The following is a 19,630-nucleotide window of genomic DNA, read 5'->3' on the forward strand; positions in this document are numbered from 1 at the left end:
GGGCCAATTGTGGCCCCGGATGTCTTTATTGTGCCAACGTCAGTCGACGCGGTTAGAACCATTTGCCAAAGCGGCGGATATAAAACTGCTTCATCAATTGGGCAACAACACAGTAGCTTATCAATGTGCCGGCTAACCATGGGAAATATTGCCATGGCAACGGCTGCAATCCGACTAATGCCCCTAATGGAGAGAATGGAATATAAATACCTATCGCCATAATCACCCCAGTGGTTAATAGCACGGGTAGCGCCGCAGTACTTTGAATAAACGGAATTTTTTGCGTGCGTAACATATGAACAACCAGTGTCTGTGACAGCAAACCTTCAATAAACCAACCTGATTGGAACAAAGCCTGATGCTCAACACTGTTGGCCGCAAAAACAAACCACATCAATGCAAACGTTGTAATATCAAAGATTGACGACGTAGGCCCAATCCACAGCATAAAACGGCCAATATTTTTAGCATCCCACTTCCGTGGTTTCCGTAAAAACTCTTTATCCATTTTATCCCACGGCAGAGAGAGCTGGGAGATGTCATACATCAGGTTTTGCAACAGTAAGTGAATGGCAAGCATCGGTAAGAACGGAATAAATGCACTAGCAACTAACACTGAGAATACATTACCGAAGTTAGAACTGGCTGTCATATTCAAGTATTTAATGATATTACCGAAAGTTTCGCGCCCTTTGATTACCCCCTCTTCCAACACCATTAAATTCTTTTCAAGCAAAATGATGTCAGCAGACTCTTTAGCTATATCAGTGCCCGTGTCCACGGAGATCCCCACATCAGCATCACGCAATGCAGGTGCATCATTAATACCATCCCCGAGAAAACCGACGGTATGGCCGTTGCTTTGCAGCATTTTCAGAACACGTGATTTTTGTAACGGAGTCAGTTTGGTGAACACCGTGCGCAATTCCACTTCTCGCGCCAGTGTTTCGTCATCCATCTTCTCGATATCAAGGCCGCTCAGCGGTTCGCCAGGATCCAGCCCAACATCGCGACAGATTTTAGCCGTAATAATCGGGTTATCACCGGTTAATACTTTTACAGCAACGCCGTTTTCCCGCAGCGCGGCAATCGCGGCCTCCGCACTCTCTTTCGGGGGGTCCAGGAAGGTCAGTAATCCCTCAACAACTAACTCGCGCTCATCGTCAATATTTAAAGGCAATTCGCTGATTTTGGCCCCCAACTCACGAGTTGCCAACAGCAGAACGCGAAAACCATCTTCATTGTATTGCGTGGCTAAGGCCAGTAATGAGGCGCGGCGGGCTGCATCCAACAGATAGATTTCATCGCCTTCGCGCACATGGGTACAAATGCTCAGCATCTCTTCCACAGCACCTTTGCAGATCAGTTTCTGCTGTTGCTGCTCATCTTTCACCACAATCGACAAACGACGGCGAATGAAATCAAATGGTAATTCATCAACCTTATTAAAACTGCGCAAGGCATCAATTTCGGGCTTACCACGGCTGAATTTGATAACAGCCTGATCCATCAAATTACGCATGCCGCTTTGATGGAAACTATTGAGCCATGCCAGTTGCAATATTTTACTGTCACTGCTGCCACGAGCATCTATATGGTGCTCAAGAATAATGCGGTCTTGTGTTAACGTCCCCGTTTTATCCGTGCATAGCACATCCATCGCACCAAAATTTTGTATTGCATTCAAACGTTTGACGACAACTTTGCGCCGCGACATGGCAATCGCGCCTTTAGCCAGATTTGAGCTGACAATCATCGGTAACATCTCTGGCGTCAACCCAACCGCCACCGCTAATGCAAATAGCGCCGCCTCACTCCAGTCTCCTTTAGTGAAACCATTAATCAGCAATACAATAGGTACCATTACCAACATAAAGCGGATCAATAACCAGCTAACACTGTTAACCCCCCGATCAAAGGCGGTTTGAGCTCGATTGCCCACAATGGACTTAGCAAGAGACCCGAAATAAGTATTCCCACCAGTGGCGACAACGACCGCCATTGCTGTTCCGCTGGCAACGTTTGTCCCCATCAGACAAATGTTAGATAATTCAAGTAATTCGCTCTCGCTGCTGGCATCAGCATCCACGGATTTTGATGCAATCGACCCCATTGCATCATATTTCTCAATGGGTATGGCCTCCCCCGTCAGAATTGCCTGGCTGATAAATAAATCTCTGGATTTAATCAGTCGCAAATCTGCCGGAATCATATCTCCAGCGGATAATAAAATGATATCGCCCGGCACCAATTGCTTAATTGCAATTTCCTGTTTGGCAGGCTGAGCACTGTGGCTACTGCGGCGCAGCACCGTCGCCGTCGTACGAACCATTGACTTCAGCGCTTCTGCGGCTTTATTGGTGCGATATTCCTGCCAAAAACGCAATAACCCACTGATCAAGACCATCGTGACAATAATGCTAACGCCAACAAGATCAGTTTCTTCACCACGTTGCAATGGCAACCAATAATCAGTCACAAAACTGATTGCCGCTAAAATCATTAAAACAAAAATAAAAGGATTATTGAATGCTGCCAGTAATTGAATCAGTGCCGGTGGTGCTTTCTCATGAGCAACTTCATTGATACCGTATAATTCCAACCGTTCTTTGGCGTCTTCCTCTGTCAACCCGTTCAAGTTAGCATTCAGCTTGGATAATGTTTGATCCAAGCTATTTTTAGCCTCTAAAGCAATAGTAAAAGGTTTATTCTTATTATTGCTGCGGCCCGTACCTGTCTTTTGAAATTTGGTCATAACGCTTCTCTTTTAATTCTAAACGCACAGGGTTTATCCGCTCAATTATTGAGAGATAATGTGCAGAACTATTATTGCGCTGCCAATTTTATATTTATATTTAATCAGCAGCGTCTAATGACGTTAACTCCGGGGTGATCGTCCATAACAACTCCTTACTACCACATGGGTCAGCATTATTATTTATTACTAATTTTAAAAGCATATTAATTGCCGGACTTATACCGGTAATTCAGATGCAATCCGCCAATGAATAGCACTGACACTCCGCTCTAAACTAACTCGGCAAACAATACCTTCAATTTCTTTTTGCGCTGCTGGCGTTGCCATTATTTCAGCGCAAACTTCCAATTGACCGGGTTTTGCAATATCAGCGCTGCATAATGATTGCAACCGTAATGCCACACCATTAAGCGCCTGTAGAATTAGCGTGCGGACCAATATTTCATCTTCTGCACCGCAAGTGACCTGAATGCGGTAACGCACTTCTAAATCAACGGCTTGTTGTTGCGGTTGCATATTAATACGTTGTGCAGCCTCGCGTAGCAATATATTGGCACATAGAATAACGGCGGTTGCCGCCACGGCATTCCAATATAATCCCAAGCCACAAAGCACGCCAATTCCCGCAGAACACCACAAGGTCGCTGCCGTATTTAAGCCTCGGATATTCATGCCTTCGCGCATGATAACGCCAGCACCCAAGAAACCAATTCCTGAGACCACTTGAGCCGCAATACGGCCCGGACTATCAGGTGATGTAGCATAAGAACTAAGAATAAAGACGGCCGCGCCCGTCGCCACTAATGCATTGGTCCGTAAACCGGCCATACGCTGACGCCATTGTCTTTCGGCCCCAATTAGTGCGCCCAGACACATCGCCAGTAATAAATTTACGACAAAAGGAGTTAATGCCATGATTCTCTCCATGAATTAATCATTGGTAGAATAATCATGTGCTATTTAGCACACAGGTAATTGTGCTGATATATCCCTAATGGAAATCAGCAGTAACCAGTATTCGTGCCTGGAGGAAATAGAGCGTGGTTGTTAAATACCATAATGAAAACCCGAATTAATATCCTCGATGATTTTTCATCGAGTCAGAATATCATATCCAATTTAGTTGGAGATATAGCCAGGTAGCAAGCAAGCCCCAATGAACTGAGTAAACCCAGTGATTCGAGTAAGTAAATGCTACTAACACCGCTATAACTTTAAATAAAAAGGATATTCTTGGGTATGCACAGCTCAGGAAATACAGAGAGGATGCTGCCCGCCATTTTTCGGCAAGCAACAAATCGGTTGGGAGATGAGTTAGCTTGCCTTGCTTATTTGACTACTACTTTGCGTGTCCATTAGTTTCTCCACCGAAATTTTTCAAGAGTATAGTTGCCGGTGATAATTATGTAAAGGTTATATTTCTAAACAAAACTTAAACCAATTGGAATTAATTAAGTAATAGGGGAATAGCATCAATATAGGTCGTTAATTAATTATTCGCTAGGCATCATATTGCTGAAAATAAGACTATCCCGCAAAGCATCCGCCTTGTTGCTACATTGCAAACGTGAAGCTACCACTGACACTTTTCATGGAAATACTGCAGGTAGCAAGTCCTTGACGTTATTACAGAAATGTAATGAATCTTTAGTCCAAACTGAGATCGTGATCTCATTAATAGTCCTAACTATTTTAGGTCCATTGCCGATAGGTTCTTAAAGGACTGTTGAGATTTTTTTTAGATATAGGGGTGAATTAACTTTAAGTAGCGATGCCTACACCCAATCATTGAAGTGGCCGTCTGGCAGCTAACCACGCAACAACTTCAAGTGTATGGGTATATCAGGCAAGGACCTTTCCTCGAGCGACTATAGAAACGGAACTAACAATGAAACGTGGAAGTACGCATAAGCCATTGGATATGAAAATAACGCCAGAACACAATAAAGATACGAAAGTATTATTTGTTAATAATATGCGTCTGGTCACTTTGTTTATTGCCATATTGGCGGGAATACTGCTTTTATTTGCAGCGGCAATTGGTACATCTGGCTACTTCTTAAAACAAAGTAACCAATCGCTGGAAGAAGCGACTCAAGAACTGGATATCCGTCTAGGCCTGTCTAACAGCTCAAACCATTTGCGTACTGCGCGCCTTATTTTGATTCAAGCAGCATCATCAGCGCGTATTGGTGATGCTACAGGTTACCAGCAAGGGTTGAAAAATGCAGAAGATCGTATTTCTCAATCGCAACAAATGTTTAACCTCTACTATAACCGCCCCATTAAATCCGAAACTGACACAGCTTTAGATGCCCCCCTGAAAAAAGCTTATGAGCAGTATCGCGACGACGGAATGAAACTCATGCTAGAAGCGACCAAAGAGGGGCATTTTGAAGAAGTTATCTCCTTGGAAGCAGAAAAACTGAATCAGTTAGATGATGACTATAACGAGCCTCTACTGAAAGCGGTTAAATATCGTACAGAACGCGCCAACCAAATTAATCAGTCCGCTCAGCAAGAAGCTCGTCTTGGTTACATGCTGATGGGGGGAGCCTTTATTCTGGCTATTTTACTGACATTAATCGCTTTTTTAGTGATAAGCAAAGTCATTATCAAGCCGATTAACTGGCTGGTAGAGCGAATTCAGCGCATTGCCCAAGGGGATTTAACCCAAAGTTCGGTCTCATTTGGCCGCAATGAAATTGGTGTATTAGGGAATAATATTCAGCAAATGCAGGATTCACTATCCTCTACTGTTGAAGCAGTCCGCAGCAGTGCCGAATCTATCTATCAAGGTTCCAGCGAAATCGCACTGGGCAATACAGATCTTTCGGCAAGAACCGAACAACAAGCAGCATCACTTGAGCAAACAGCGGCCAGCATGGAACAGCTGACTGCAACTGTTAAGCAGAATGCGGAAAATGCCCATCATGCCAGTCAATTGGCAGCTAACGCATCAGGTAAGGCTGCCCAAGGTGGTGATATCGTAAATGATGTTGTCAGCACTATGGATAAAATATCCCTTAGCTCAATGAAAATTGCTGAAATTACAAATGTAATTAATAGCATAGCTTTCCAAACCAATATTTTAGCATTGAATGCGGCGGTGGAAGCCGCCCGTGCCGGTGAACAAGGCCGAGGGTTTGCTGTCGTCGCCAGTGAAGTTCGTAATCTGGCACAACGCAGTGCTGATGCAGCCAAAGAGATAGAATCGCTGATAGAGGCTTCAGTTGACCTTATAGGTGATGGCTCGATTCTGGTCTCAGATGCTGGGAAAGCCATGAATGAGATAGTCACCGCTGTTACGCATGTGACTGATATTATGGGCGAGATTGCATCAGCTTCTGATGAGCAAAGCCGCGGCATCAGTCAGGTTGCACAAGCGGTATCCGAAATGGATAACGTAACACAGCAGAATGCCTCTTTAGTTCAAGAAGCGTCAGCAGCTGCGGCCTCTTTAGAACAGCAGGCCGAAATACTGACCCAAGCAGTTGCGGTATTCCATTTACGTGGGCGTAACCCCGCCCCGGCCCTTAAAACACCCGCCACAACCCCCACAAGCCAGAATAAAACCGGCGGAAATAAGAAGCCTACCGATGACTCGCTAAACTGGGAAACATTCTGATTAGTTATCAGAGGTAATTCAGCCAAGCTATGATTGCAAGGCTGATAACAAGACCGGAGGCAAGGCTCTTACCTTCCTCCGTTTTTTTATTGCCACGCGACGCGCGCCCGGCAAATAAAAAGGTGAATAGCGCTATTTGTGAAGCGGCTCGACAAAAGTGCCATCATGGCTATCAATTTCATTAAAGAACCAGACACCGGCTGGATAATCTTCTAGTGAAACCAAGTACATAACGCCCTCACTAAACTGCTCAACCTCTAAAACAACCCCTTCACGTCGCGGACCGCCATCAGTTTTTACTGTCACCCGATCATTTACTTTCATGATGTTACCTTCAATTAAATCAATGTTGCTAGTGTAGTACAGAATTAGGTGAGAATGATAAGGTTTACGACCAATCAAACGTATGCTTTTGATGAATATACTTAAGAAGAAAAGCGTGTATTCGCACTGAGGGGATGTAGGGGAAAGCCGTTAACGGGGAACAAAACAAGAGTGAGTAAACTCAATTTACCTCACGTTAGAAAATAAAAAACCCGCCTTGGCGGGTTTTTTTATAATCAGCCAAAGGCCAATTAGATTGCAGTTACGTTTGCTGCAGACGGACCTTTAGCACCGTTCTCGATAGAGAACTGTACGTTCTGGCCTTCAGCCAGGGTCTTGAAGCCTTGATCTTGGATTGCAGAGAAGTGAACGAACACGTCTTTGCTGCCATCAGCTGGAGTGATGAAACCGAAGCCTTTAGACTCGTTGAACCACTTTACCTGACCTTTCATCATGTTAGACATGTGTATTTCCTTTATTAAAAAATTTTGCCACCATGGGCGTGTTATAGCCGGCTATCAGTCGTTACTTATGGAGGCACTATGAAGGAAATTCGTCAGTGAAGAGCTATCAACGATAACGCTTTAAATATGAACCACTTTACTCAAGATGTCGTGCATAAATAGGTCTGTACCACAGGCCGAGACGCATTAACTCATGACCGGCTTTTAATAGCAACTCTTTTTAGCGAGTAAACTGAAGATTCTCGTTTGCATGACTAAAATAAGACCAAAAAAGCTATTTATTATACTCTTGTAGCTCGATTTTATGCAGAACAATCAATAAAAACATTGTTAATACTCCCCAAACATTCGTCTATTGTCAGGGTAAAAAGAACAAAAAAATCTTCAATCGCCTGTTTTAATTCTATTTGCTGTGTAGCGCTGAAAGTTTATCCCTTGAGTTTGCTATCATAAGCCGTCACCTATCCTTGAGAAAAATACATGAAACCCAAGTCTGCCACTTTAGATGATGTTGCTCGCCAGGCTGGTGTTTCCTACCAAACCGTATCGCGAGTTTTAAACCAGGCCCCTCATGTCTCGCTTAAGACCCTCAATAAAGTTGAATTGGCAATGGCGGAACTGAACTATGTCCCTAACCGGGTAGCTCAGCAGTTAGCGGGTAAACATAGCCTGACTCTCGGGTTAGCTACCACTGACCTTTCTTTGCATGCCCCGTCGCAAATAGCGGCCGCAATAAAAAGAAAAGCTCGCGAACTGGGGTATAACATCGTTATTGCTATGGTAGATGACCACAGTGAATATGCCTGCCAACAAGCCATAAACGAGCTGCTGGCTCAACGAGTGGACGGGATTTTAGTTAATGTTCCATTGAAGCCAAAGCGCAGCCAGAAAATCACCGAACAATGTGCAGATACTCCAGTCCTTTTTCTCGATGTAGACCCACAATATGGTGCGTTTAGTGTTTTATTTGATCCCAAAGTAGGTGCTGCTCAGGGTGCCGAGCATCTTATAGCATTAGGCCACCAGCAAATTGTGCTGATATCTGGGCCAAAAGACGCTATTTCAGCCCAATTACGCCACCAAGGCTGGTTAGAGGCATTGAATAATGCCTCACTGATGCCACAAGCGGTCTACTATGGAGAATGGAATGCACAAAGTGGCTATCAGGCAACGCGGAAGCTGATTGCCAGTGATACTCTTTTTAGCGCTATTTTAGTTGCTAACGACCAAATGGCCCTGGGCGTACTGCGCGCTTTACATGAATACAATGTCAATGTACCGAACGACGTTTCTGTTATTGGTTACGATGACACCGCAGACAGCGCTTATTTTCAGCCGCCACTGACTACTATCAGGCAAAATTTCAGGTTATTAGGGGAAGAAAGTGTTTCCCGTCTGATAGTTAGATTACACCATACAATTGAGCCACCCTCTCAATCGTTGTCATTAACGACTGAGCTAACAATACGCCAGACGACAGCGCCTTTTAATCCTGCCCGGCACAAAAATAAATAAATGCGATCACTCTCGACTATTTAATCAACCGCTATTTACTTTGCTTACAACGGAATTCATCTTTATAGCAATAAAATTGTGAGCGCATAACATTTTCCAATTAACTAACCGCGCAGATAGAAAATACTCCCATTCTCGCAAACGATAAGGCTGAAAACATGACAGTACAGCAAACAGTTCAACAACATATTAAACCAGCCCTATCACATATTTTGCTGCGCAGAGATTGGGAAAATTCGCAGGTAACACAGTACAATCGCCTTGAAGCTCATCCTCCATTTCGCAGTTGGCGTGAAGTCGATGCCGCTCAAAGTGATGCATTTTCCCCACAGCAGCAATTGCTCAATGGGCAGTGGTCATTCAGTTATTTTACACGGCCAGAATTAGTACCCGACGAGTGGGTCGACCAAGATTTGCCCGAGGCTGTCTCGATGCCAGTGCCTTCCAATTGGCAACTCCATGGCTATGACACCCCGATTTATACTAATGTGCAATACCCTATTCCTGTTAATCCGCCACGGGTACCGCAGAACAACCCAACAGGCTGCTACTCGTATAATTTCACATTAGAGTCCGATTGGCTCTCATCGGGTCAAACCCGCATTATTTTTGATGGTGTCAGTTCAGCATTTCACCTGTGGTGTAACGGTAACTGGGTCGGATATTCCCAAGACAGTCGCCTACCTGCTGAATTCGATCTTACATCTTACTTAAAGGCTGGTGATAACCGGATTGCCGTTCTCGTGTTGCGTTGGAGTGATGGTAGCTATCTGGAAGATCAAGATATGTGGCGCATGAGCGGAATCTTCCGTGATGTCAGCCTACTGCATAAACCAGATATTCATTTACGAGATATTCATATTTCGACGCATTTATCGCCAGAATTTACCTCTGCCCATTTAGATGTGATGGCGGCCGTTAACATTTCACCGCTTGATATCAATGATTCACAAGTGACTGGGACCTATCAAATCCGAGTGCAGCTTTGGCTGGCAGATGAGCTAATCACTACTTTACAACATCATCTTGGTACTCAACCTATTGATGAAAAAGGGAATTATACCGATCGTGCCCTCCTGAGAATGCGGATAGAGCACCCTTTTTTATGGAGTGCGGAACAACCTACGCTGTATCGAGCCGTCGTCTCACTACTTGATAGTCAGCAAGAACTGATAGAAGCAGAAGCCTATGATGTCGGTTTCCGGCAAGTGACCATTGATAAAGGTCTACTCAAAATCAATGGCAAAGCAGTGCTGATTCGTGGAGTCAATCGTCATGAGCATCACCCACTAACTGGGCAGGCCATAGATGAAAAAAGTATGCTGCAAGATATCATTCTCATGAAACAGTATAACTTTAATGCCGTGCGCTGCTCTCACTACCCCAATCATCCGCAGTGGTATCGTCTGTGCGATCACTACGGTTTATATGTTGTTGATGAAGCCAATATAGAGACACATGGAATGCAGCCTATGGGCCGGCTTGCTGACGATCCACAGTGGTTTTCTGCTTTTAGTGAACGGGTTACGCGAATGGTTCAGCGGGACCGCAACCACCCTTGTATTATTATTTGGTCATTGGGAAACGAATCAGGTCACGGAGCCACCCATGATGCTCTCTATCGCTGGATAAAAACCAATGACTCTACACGGCCAGTGCAGTATGAAGGAGGTGGAGCGAATACCCAAGCAACTGATATTATTTGCCCAATGTATGCTCGTGTAGATGAAGATCAGCCCTTCCCTGCGGTACCTAAGTGGGCGATAAAGAAATGGATTGGTTTGCCGGATGAGTCTCGTCCGTTAATTTTGTGTGAATATGCCCATGCCATGGGCAACAGTTTCGGTGGGTTTGCCCGCTATTGGCAAGCATTTCGCCAATATCCTCGGCTACAAGGCGGGTTTGTTTGGGATTGGGTCGACCAAAGTCTCACCCGTAGTGATGAAAATAGTCAGTCTTATTGGGCTTATGGTGGCGACTTTGGAGACAGCCCCAACGATCGCCAATTTTGTATGAATGGGTTGGTTTTTCCTGATAGAAGCCCTCACCCAAGTTTGTATGAAGCGCAATGCGCACAGCAGTTCTTCCAATTTTCATTAGTGAGCGCCACACCACTGGTCATCACTGTTTCCAGTGAGTATCTGTTCAGGAATAGTGACAATGAGCATCTATACTGGCGTATCGAATCAGCAGGTGAATTAGTTCAGGAAGGTGGCTTTCCGCTAGATCTATTACCTGAAAGCACACAGCATTACACCTTAACCGAGACATTACCAACCATCAATAATCTGGCTGATTTATGGCTAAATGTTGAGATAAGGCAGATAAAACAGACGCCTTGGTCACCAAGCAATCATCGCAGTGCCTGGCACCAGTGGCATTTACCACACTCGTTACCCGTCTTCCGCAATTCCTTGACGATCGCCACTACGCCCAATCCCCTCCAACTGCAACAGGATGCACATCATATTACTGTGGTTCATCAGGACCAGCGCTGGTTATTTAGTCGCCAAACCGGCTTGCTAGAGCAATGGTGGGCGGGTGGAAAAAATAGATTACTTACCCCGCTGCGCGATCAATTTGTTCGTGCGCCGCTGGATAATGATATTGGTATCAGTGAAGCCACTCGAATTGACCCTAATGCTTGGGTTGAACGTTGGAAAAAGGCAGGAATGTATCAGTTGGAACAGCAGTGCTTGTCATTACAGGCAGATATGTTATCCAATTCAATACAAATCAGTGCTGAATATATTTATGAGTTTGCCGAAGAACAATTATTACGGACCTCTTGGCTATACCGTTTTGATCAACAAGGACGAATGACCATTGATGTCCGGGTTCAAATTGCCACTTCGCTCCCTTCTCCCGCAAGAATCGGTATGTGCTGCCAATTATCGGATGTTTCAGAAAATGTTGGCTGGTTAGGGCTAGGGCCACACGAAAACTATCCTGATCGTCAACTCTCAGCACAATATGGTTATTGGGCCCGATCTCTCGAACAGATGCACACCCCCTACATATTCCCGAGTGAAAATGGGCTGCGCTGTAAAACCAATACGTTAAATTACGGAAATTGGCAATTAACAGGACAATTTCATTTTGGTATCGGCCGTTACAGCACGCAGCAACTCATGGAAACTAGCCATCAGCACTTACTTAAGCCGGATTCAGGGACCTGGCTAAATATTGATGGTTTTCATATGGGGGTTGGTGGTGATGACTCATGGAGTCCCAGTGTGCATGTCGATAATTTACTGACAAATGAAACTTATCAGTATCGGGTCTGCTGGCAGTACAAAAGTGAGGTCTGACGGCAAAGCAAGAGGTAAATTGTGTCATTTGCACTAGCGCGCAGTTTCAGATTTATCCCTATATCGAATCAAGAGGAATATTCTTAGTATCAATGTGTTCCAAACATCTCTTAGTCTCGCTTATTGTCATGCAATAAGTCATACATGTACTACTCCTTTGCAAATTTACGCGCCCACCCTGTTGGGCGTTTTTTTGTCTTGTGCTCTCATTGGATGAAATATCCCTTTGCAACTTTGTCACTGGCTAAGCACATTCACTCCATGAATTATTTGCGTTACAGGGCTAAGATAATCACTCAGTCATCGCATAGCTTCTGATTCGGTATCTTCATGTTACAAGAGGAATATTATGACATCGTTAACTCATCTCCCTGCGAACATGGTCGCGATAGAAATTACGCAGCCTGGTGGCCCTGAAGTCTTAGCCCCCGTTAAGCGCCCAACACCTATGCCGGCTGCGGGTGAAATACTGGTTAAGGTTTCAGCCGCGGGAGTTAACCGCCCTGATGTAATGCAACGCCGTGGTCAATATGCGCCACCGCCGGGGGCTTCAGATATTCCGGGATTAGAAATTGCAGGTGTCGTGGTCGCGGTTGCTGCAGATGTCACACGATTTAAAATTGGGGACAAAGTGTGTGGGTTAATAGCGGGCGGTGGCTATGCTCAATATTGCGTCATACATGAAACCAATGCCTTGTTGATCCCACCGGGCCTGACAGAAATCGAGGCAGCAGCGCTACCGGAAACCTTTTTTACTGTATGGACCAACCTATTCCAACGCGGTCATTTTGAAGCGGGTGAGACGGTATTAATTCATGGAGGGTCTTCAGGTATAGGGACTACAGCAATAATGCTGAGCAAAGCATTCGGTGCAAAAATAGTCATTGTTACTGTGGGTTCAGAAGAAAAGCGTCAAGCCTGCCTGACATTAGGGGCTGACATTGCCATTAACTATCACACTGAAGACTTTGTTGCTGAGACTAAACGAGCCACTGCAGGGAAAGGAGCTGATGTTATCGTTGATTTAATTGCTGGCGATTATGTCGCACGTAACTATGAAGCTGCAGCAATGAATGGTCGAATTGTCCAGATTGGTACTCAGAATGGGAATGCTAAAGACCTGAATTTGATGTTAATGCTACTAAAACGCCTGACGCACACAGGATCTACATTACGCTCGCGTACTGTGGCAGAAAAAGCGCTTATTGCCAAAGAACTGGAACAGCAGGTTTGGCCATTGCTGAGTGGTGGAGAAATGAAACCACAAATATTTCAAACGTTCCCACTGGAAGACGCCGCTAAAGCCCATGAGTTGATGGAAAGTAGCACACATATTGGTAAAATTGTCCTGACATCTTGAGGTTGTTCAGAACGATAATTACCCGGACTATAAAAACTCATCAGGTGAAATAGCAATGCAAGCTATTGTTTTCACCTGATGAATAAATAATATATCGGCATTACCCTCTAGCCAACTATAACAGTTTTGCTAACTAATTTATCAAACTGATATACCTTAAAATTAACTTTTCATGCTAATCTATAACAAACCATTATTGTTTAACTTTTATGAGTTATTAATCACAAGGTCATAATTATGGACATAATTAAAAAAATATTAATCGACGACATCGCGAGAATAAATCTGAAAGAAAAAAGAGATGGTCGGTTAAAATTTAACAGCGATTTTGTCTACAAACACCCCTACCTTTGCCTCGCAATGCTGATATCATACTTTTTTGTATTAGTTTTAATGTACTTAACACCCTATTTCGGTACGGGTTATATGATTACCTTTACCATCTTCTTTGTTTTGATGTCCGCCATTCTGATGATGGAAATCAAGCCTGTATTTAAATTTGAAGATATTGGCATTCTTGATTTACGCGTTTGCTATAACGGTGAGTGGTTCTTCAGCCGTGCGTTATCGACACAAGCAATTGATGAAATATTAAATAGTAAAAATATCAGTGATGACTTTAAGATTCGCTTTAAACATATTATTAGTAATAAGGGTGAAATAGATTTCTACGATGTCTATGATTTAGCCTATTTGCAAAAAAAGTCTCTGCGCGCCAATGAGCCCAACCAAACTGCATCGTTGGCGAGTACCTCTGCAATCAGACATTAATCCGAGACTCCAACATTACCCTGCCCTGCCAAATCCCCGGTAGGGTATGATACCTCTGCGCTTCAAAATCTCCTTTGTCCAGAATGAACTGTGATGACATGCTGACGGTTATCCCAAGCTTTTCTCTATGTAACTGACGCTAACAAAGCCACCTTTTATTTATCAAAACCATTATATTATTTATGAATAATATCGTTAACATATTAAAATGAGATCTATAATGAACTTATTGTTTCTAATAACAAAAGGCTGGCAGGCATGGACAAGATTGATAAACAATTGATAGCTATTTTAGCAAAGAATGCTCGGGTCTCTCTTAAAGATCTCTCACAGCAAGTAAGCCTTTCCTCCCCCAGCACCTCTGAACGCCTACGGCGTCTTGAAGAACGTAATATCATCCGCAGTTACACACTAGATTTGGATCAACAAGCCTTCGGTTATAACTTGCGAGCCATTGTGCGAGTCAAACCTCTAGCAGGAAGGTTGCATATAACTGAGGAAATGATTCAGTCAACACCTGAATGTATCGAGTGTGACAAAGTGACAGGTGACGATTGTTTTGTTAGCCGTTTATATATTCATTCAATGGAGCAATTGGATACAATTATTGATCGCTGGTCAGAACACGCCGAAATCCAGACATCAATTGTAAAATCGTCTCCAATTATGCGACGGTTGCCGCCTTTAGTGCAGTTGTCTAAAGAAAGTAAAATCTGAAATCTGCACCCTATCCCTCACTTTATCTATAATAAAGAGTTATGCTTTACATAATTAATATCTAGAAGTGAATAGTTGATGAGTAATAATCAAAGTCATGCGTCAGATTCATCGATTCTTACGCTCCCCTATACCCATTGGGGGCAAAACAATACGCAAAACTCCAGTGCCATTGAGGCTCTGGAGCAAGGTAAAGTGCTTTTCCTACCTCATCTGGCGTTTGAACTGAGTGAACAGGAAAAGCAATTGCTTTATCCTGATCTGGTTGATATTAAACGTAAAAATATCAGCTTCAAACCACTGGACGGCACACTAACGGGTGTCACTGATGAAAGCAAAGTGGCATTAACTCACCAGTTACTTGAGCGCTACTATCAAAGCTGCCTCAGTCTGGTGAGCCAGTTATTGCCAGAATATACTTCGGCACTGCACAGCCCGACCAACAGCCTACGTTTGCATCCAGTTACCGCCTGGCGCGATAAAACATCCTGGCGTAAGGATGATAGCCGTTTGCATGTTGATGCTTTCCCTTCCCGACCTAATTATGGTGAGCGAATCATCCGCATCTTTACCAATATCAATCCTCATAATGAGCCTCGCTCATGGCGTGTTGGTGAAGATTTTACACAATTGGCTAGCCGCTATTTACAGCAACTTGATAACTACTCCCCTGTCAGCAGTTGGTTGCAGCATAAAATTGGGATAACTAAGCGCCGCCGTAGCCATTACGATCATTTGATGCTGCAACTACATGACAAAATGAAGTCTGATGCTGATTATCAAAAAAATGGTGTACAAGAGGCTATTGATTTCCCACCGGGTAGTAGTTGGATCTGTTTTTCAGATCAAACCCCCCATGCGGCGATGGGAGGCCAATTTATGTTGGAACAAACGTTTCTGCTACCTGTTGAAGGGATGAAGAACCCTCAGCAATCTCCACTAAAAATATTGGAATCGTTAATGAAGAAATCGCTAATATAGCGTTATAGCTTGCTGACGATGGCTAACAACAGAAAGCCTGCTGACAAAGCGAGCTTTCTGTTGTTAGCGCCTCTTTGCAATGTGGCATTATATCTGTTGTCAGTATCTGACAAAAAAAACACTTTTTTGACTTGATCCTCGGTAAAAAAATAAATATCATTTTTGCACAGTGAAAATCAACTCTATAATAGTTTGACCTGAGGGAAATAAATTGACCTCATCGAGCGTAGCTTGCGCATGGGAATTATTTACGTGGTTCATTCTTGTGTTGGCAATAGGATTGTATCTTAGATATTAGTTTGATTTTAGATGTGAATTTTGCACCCGACAGTTATTGAATCTTATCAGATAACTATTGGAGGTTAATATGGTTAAGGTCTATGACAGAAACAGAAACCAAATTATCCCTGGCAAACGTGTTATGGTCGCGCAAACGGGGGAAATTGACGTAGCAAAAGCTATTCATGCCGAAGGTATGGCACCAGTACAGGCAGAGCGGGAGCGGGTTGTCGAGTTACAACATACCGGTGAGCGCTATGTGCCTTTTGATTTAGTCAGACTAGGTTAACGTATTTAAACTGTAGTTACTCCGCTGATTGAAACACTCTATCATTAAAATCGTCACTTATTTCCGGGGCGTGCCGGCTTCAAATAGGTTGCCCCGGTTTTTATCTATATTACACTGACGATTATTAAACTCGGGTTAATGACTGTGGGTAATAATCTCATGCTGTAACATTATATTGCAACATGGGATTTTCACTCACCCGGCAGATATTAATCAACCCCGGATTGCCTCAGTTTAAATATGGCACGCCGGTTCAGTCACTTGAGCGACTTTCTTTTGGAAAGTATCAAGTCGGCAAAGTTTGTTATCACCCTCATTTTCACACCCCTCAATAGCAATTGGGACAACTCTTGCCGGGTTGTTTTTTAGATCTAACTTCTCCGCATTTCGCAGTTGATCCATTGTTTGATAGAACATTTTCACTGCAACAAAGCGCTGTTGGCTATTCGGGTTCTGCCATAACTCAAATACCAGCCCCCCACCAGGCGGTGTATTATCCGGTTGCTGCGGTAATTGCCAATTCGCACCTAACATACCGGCGATATTAGCAATATTGGTATCATGCCCACCGAGGAACAACAATTTAGTTTGTGGGGACAGTGGCAATGTTTGCCCTTGGGCATCGCGCTGTAACACTAATGCCGTATCAATTTGTTGTAATAATGGCGTTCCTTTATGACGGGCAATGTAAGGAGTCTTAGCCATTAAATCAAATTGCGCATTATGCAGCGACAATAACGAGACCCAATTATTTTCACCACTAAGGCGGTGCCAGGCAACATCAGGCATAGCTTGCGAGTTCTGTAACAGGAAAATTTCACCTAACGTCGATGAAAGCGCCAATGGCCCACTCAATGAGACTTTTGTCCCCCCTTCACTGACCTTGATTTCATTTGCCGCAAAAGTAGCAAAGTCGCAAGTTTTCCCTTTTTGTTGCAACGAGTGACAATAAGGCGAAGCCGCAAAGTTTAGCACTTCCCCCATCTGAGCAAAGGGTTTGGCATAGCGCTGGCTCAGCTCACTCAGCGGCCCACCCAACCTTTCTTCAACAGCCTGCTGGGTTTGCGCCGAATCTAATTTGCACACTCCGGCGTCAACAGGATGAAATAGTGGGTCAACTTTTTTTAAATCAGTCTGATAATGTACTTTCAGGCCACACCCCGGTGCGACACCATCCAGAAATGCCTGTCCCGTTAAGCGGGTACGCTGGTCAATATCAGCCTGAGCATAGACGGCCCCATCAGCCGGACACTCCGCCGGTAACAGCCCTTGGTGACGGAAATAGTCACCATAAAATCCCCCCATCAATGTAACCAATTCGGCCCCACGAGGGGTTAAATACCCCGCTTTTACTGGCCATTGGGGCCATTTGTCGGGAGTAACATCATTCATTAGCTGTGTTTGTTTCGTCGGGGAGCGGACACCATGACGGCTCAAAATAACCACTCGCTCCAACGTGTAACCATTAGATGATGAAATAACCGGTGCAGCACTGACCGTAAAACTACTCAGCACCAAGGTGAGTGCGGATAGCCGCAAACATTTTTTTGCTACTGTCATAATTTTATATCCTTATTAAAACTACGAATATTTTTGCCCTACCGAGTATGGTTGACGATCACCGGCCTCACAATGTGGGAAAAGCAACAAATATCCCCTTTGCATAAGACTTGGCAGCAAAAATTTTAACGCCGAACGCGCTAAACTTGATTCGCTTCTCATTGTTAGAACGATAATTAGCCGATTATGTTATAGACGACATTAATACTTAAAGGAGGTACAAACCCGCTCTATCGATCCGGTCATTATCCGGACAATATTTAGTGCATTAGGGTTGATGGATATAGCCCATAATCCGGCGGCTATACATACAAATTATAAGGAGTCTGACATGCGGAAAGCAGGCGATATCGACAGAGTCATGTCGGCCAGACAACTTCCCAATAAAGCCGTAGCCTTGATTCTTGCAGGTGGCCGTGGCTCTCGCCTTAAAGATCTTACGTCTGTCCGAGCAAAACCCGCTGTGCACTTCGGCGGAAAATACCGCATTATCGACTTCGCACTCTCAAATTGCCTTAATTCAGGCATTCGCCGTATCGGCGTGATAACTCAATATCAGTCTCATACCTTGGTTCAGCATATACAACATGGTTGGTCATTTCTCAGTGAAGAGATGAATGAGTTTGTTGATTTATTGCCAGCACAACAGCGCCAGGGGCGGGAACATTGGTACACCGGCACCGCAGATGCAGTTTTCCAGAATCTGGATATTATTCGTCGCTATCGTGCTGAATATGTAGTGATTCTGGCGGGAGATCATATTTATAAGATGGATTACTCGCGCATGCTGCTGGATCACGTTGAAAGTGGCGCGGCCTGTACTGTGGCTTGCATTGAAGTGCCCAAGGAGGAAGCAACGGCTTTCGGTGTGATGGAGGTATCCGAAGAGCTGCAAGTCAAAATGTTTTGGGAAAAACCTGATGATCCCCCCACATTGCCGGGCAAACCAGATAGCAGTCTGGCCAGTATGGGAATTTATGTGTTTAATGCAGAATTCCTGTTTGGTCTACTTGAGAGTGACCATGCAGACGAAAACAGCAGCCATGATTTTGGCAAAGACATTCTGCCGAAAATTACTGAACAGGGCCATGTTTGGGCGCATCCGTTCTCACTGTCTTGTGTTTCCTCCTCACCAGATGCTCCTGACTATTGGCGTGATGTCGGAACATTGGATGCCTATTGGCAAGCAAACCTCGACCAAGCCGCGATTACCCCAGAGCTGGATATGTATGACTCACATTGGCCAATACGCACCTATGCCGAGCCATTGCCTCCCGCTAAATTTGTTCAGGACCGCTCCGGCAGTCATGGCATGACAATGAATACCTTGGTTTCCGGCGGCTGTTTTATCTCCGGTTCAGTGGTGGTCAACTCGGTGTTATTTTCTAGAGTACGAATCAATTCATTCTGCAATATAGACTCTTGCGTATTACTACCCGACGTCAATGTGGGCCGCTCCTGCCGGTTACATCGTTGCGTAATAGATCGCGCCAGTACAATTCCAGAGGGAATGGTCATTGGTGAAAATGCAGATGAAGATGCCCGCCGTTTTTATCGTTCGGACAGTGGTATTGTGCTGGTTACGCGAGAGATGCTGGCGAAGCTGTAAGCACTGGAATGTTATCAAGGCTAAATCGGCCAGACATGGACAAGTAGGGAATAGTTTATATAAT

At 44.3% G+C, this 19,630-nt stretch carries 14 protein-coding genes; 9 read left to right on the top strand and 5 right to left on the bottom strand.

Annotated features, from left to right (window positions below):
* Nucleotides 1–52: 52 nt before the first annotated feature.
* Together mgtA and F0T03_RS13095 are read right to left on the bottom strand one after the other, a co-directional pair.
* Nucleotides 53–2,755: a magnesium-translocating P-type ATPase gene (mgtA, locus tag F0T03_RS13090; RefSeq protein WP_159678801.1), complete on the bottom strand. Its 2,703-nt coding sequence runs from the start codon at nt 2,753–2,755 to the stop codon at nt 53–55.
* A gap of 219 nt (nt 2,756–2,974) precedes the next feature.
* Entirely contained in the window at nt 2,975–3,673 is a 699-nt protein-coding gene (locus tag F0T03_RS13095; RefSeq protein WP_162526946.1) for an MgtC family protein, read from the bottom strand.
* A 973-nt stretch (nt 3,674–4,646) separates the two neighbouring features.
* Between F0T03_RS13095 and F0T03_RS13100 the strand changes: the two genes are divergently transcribed.
* Entirely contained in the window at nt 4,647–6,386 is a 1,740-nt protein-coding gene (locus tag F0T03_RS13100) for a methyl-accepting chemotaxis protein (RefSeq protein ID WP_145554859.1), read from the top strand.
* 132 nt (nt 6,387–6,518) lie between these two features.
* On the opposite strand, the gene dsrB is transcribed toward F0T03_RS13100, so the two are convergent.
* Together dsrB and cspE are read right to left on the bottom strand one after the other, a co-directional pair.
* A complete protein-coding gene (dsrB, locus tag F0T03_RS13105; protein WP_004701013.1) occupies nt 6,519–6,710 on the bottom strand; it encodes a protein DsrB in 192 nt (63 codons plus the stop codon).
* Nucleotides 6,711–6,961: 251 nt separating this feature from the next.
* Nucleotides 6,962–7,174 carry a transcription antiterminator/RNA stability regulator CspE gene (gene cspE, locus F0T03_RS13110; RefSeq protein ID WP_002210893.1) on the bottom strand — a complete coding sequence of 71 codons (213 nt, stop codon included), beginning with the start codon at nt 7,172–7,174 and terminating at the stop codon, nt 6,962–6,964.
* Nucleotides 7,175–7,654: 480 nt separating this feature from the next.
* Here cspE and F0T03_RS13115 point away from each other — a divergent pair, with 480 nt between their 5' ends.
* From F0T03_RS13115 to ydfZ, 7 genes are all read left to right on the top strand, one after another.
* A complete protein-coding gene (locus F0T03_RS13115; protein ID WP_159678803.1) occupies nt 7,655–8,689 on the top strand; it encodes a LacI family DNA-binding transcriptional regulator in 1,035 nt (344 codons plus the stop codon).
* Between the two features lie 158 nt (nt 8,690–8,847).
* Nucleotides 8,848–12,000, top strand: a complete 3,153-nt coding sequence (locus F0T03_RS13120; RefSeq protein WP_159678804.1) for a beta-galactosidase — start codon at nt 8,848–8,850, stop codon at nt 11,998–12,000.
* A 349-nt stretch (nt 12,001–12,349) separates the two neighbouring features.
* Nucleotides 12,350–13,360: an NAD(P)H-quinone oxidoreductase gene (locus F0T03_RS13125; RefSeq protein ID WP_145554862.1), complete on the top strand. Its 1,011-nt coding sequence runs from the start codon at nt 12,350–12,352 to the stop codon at nt 13,358–13,360.
* Between the two features lie 237 nt (nt 13,361–13,597).
* A complete protein-coding gene (locus F0T03_RS13130; RefSeq protein WP_145554863.1) occupies nt 13,598–14,131 on the top strand; it encodes a YlaC family protein in 534 nt (177 codons plus the stop codon).
* 258 nt (nt 14,132–14,389) lie between these two features.
* Nucleotides 14,390–14,848: an Lrp/AsnC family transcriptional regulator gene (locus F0T03_RS13135; protein ID WP_145554864.1), complete on the top strand. Its 459-nt coding sequence runs from the start codon at nt 14,390–14,392 to the stop codon at nt 14,846–14,848.
* Between the two features lie 78 nt (nt 14,849–14,926).
* Nucleotides 14,927–15,829: a Kdo hydroxylase KdoO gene (gene kdoO, locus F0T03_RS13140; protein ID WP_162526947.1), complete on the top strand. Its 903-nt coding sequence runs from the start codon at nt 14,927–14,929 to the stop codon at nt 15,827–15,829.
* 367 nt (nt 15,830–16,196) lie between these two features.
* Nucleotides 16,197–16,397 carry a putative selenium delivery protein YdfZ gene (gene ydfZ / locus F0T03_RS13145; RefSeq protein ID WP_162526948.1) on the top strand — a complete coding sequence of 67 codons (201 nt, stop codon included), beginning with the start codon at nt 16,197–16,199 and terminating at the stop codon, nt 16,395–16,397.
* Nucleotides 16,398–16,631: 234 nt separating this feature from the next.
* Here the strand turns inward: ydfZ and F0T03_RS13150 are convergent, their stop codons facing one another.
* Complete coding sequence (locus tag F0T03_RS13150) at nt 16,632–17,957, bottom strand: AppA family phytase/histidine-type acid phosphatase (RefSeq protein ID WP_159678807.1); 1,326 nt, start codon at nt 17,955–17,957, stop codon at nt 16,632–16,634.
* A 331-nt stretch (nt 17,958–18,288) separates the two neighbouring features.
* Between F0T03_RS13150 and glgC the strand changes: the two genes are divergently transcribed.
* The gene (gene glgC / locus F0T03_RS13155) at nt 18,289–19,566 is read left to right on the top strand and encodes a glucose-1-phosphate adenylyltransferase (RefSeq protein WP_145554867.1); all 1,278 of its coding nucleotides are present in this window, start codon (nt 18,289–18,291) and stop codon (nt 19,564–19,566) included.
* The last annotated feature ends 64 nt before the right edge of the window (nt 19,567–19,630 follow it).

The organism is Yersinia canariae, assembly GCF_009831415.1.
Classification (GTDB): domain Bacteria; phylum Pseudomonadota; class Gammaproteobacteria; order Enterobacterales; family Enterobacteriaceae; genus Yersinia; species Yersinia canariae.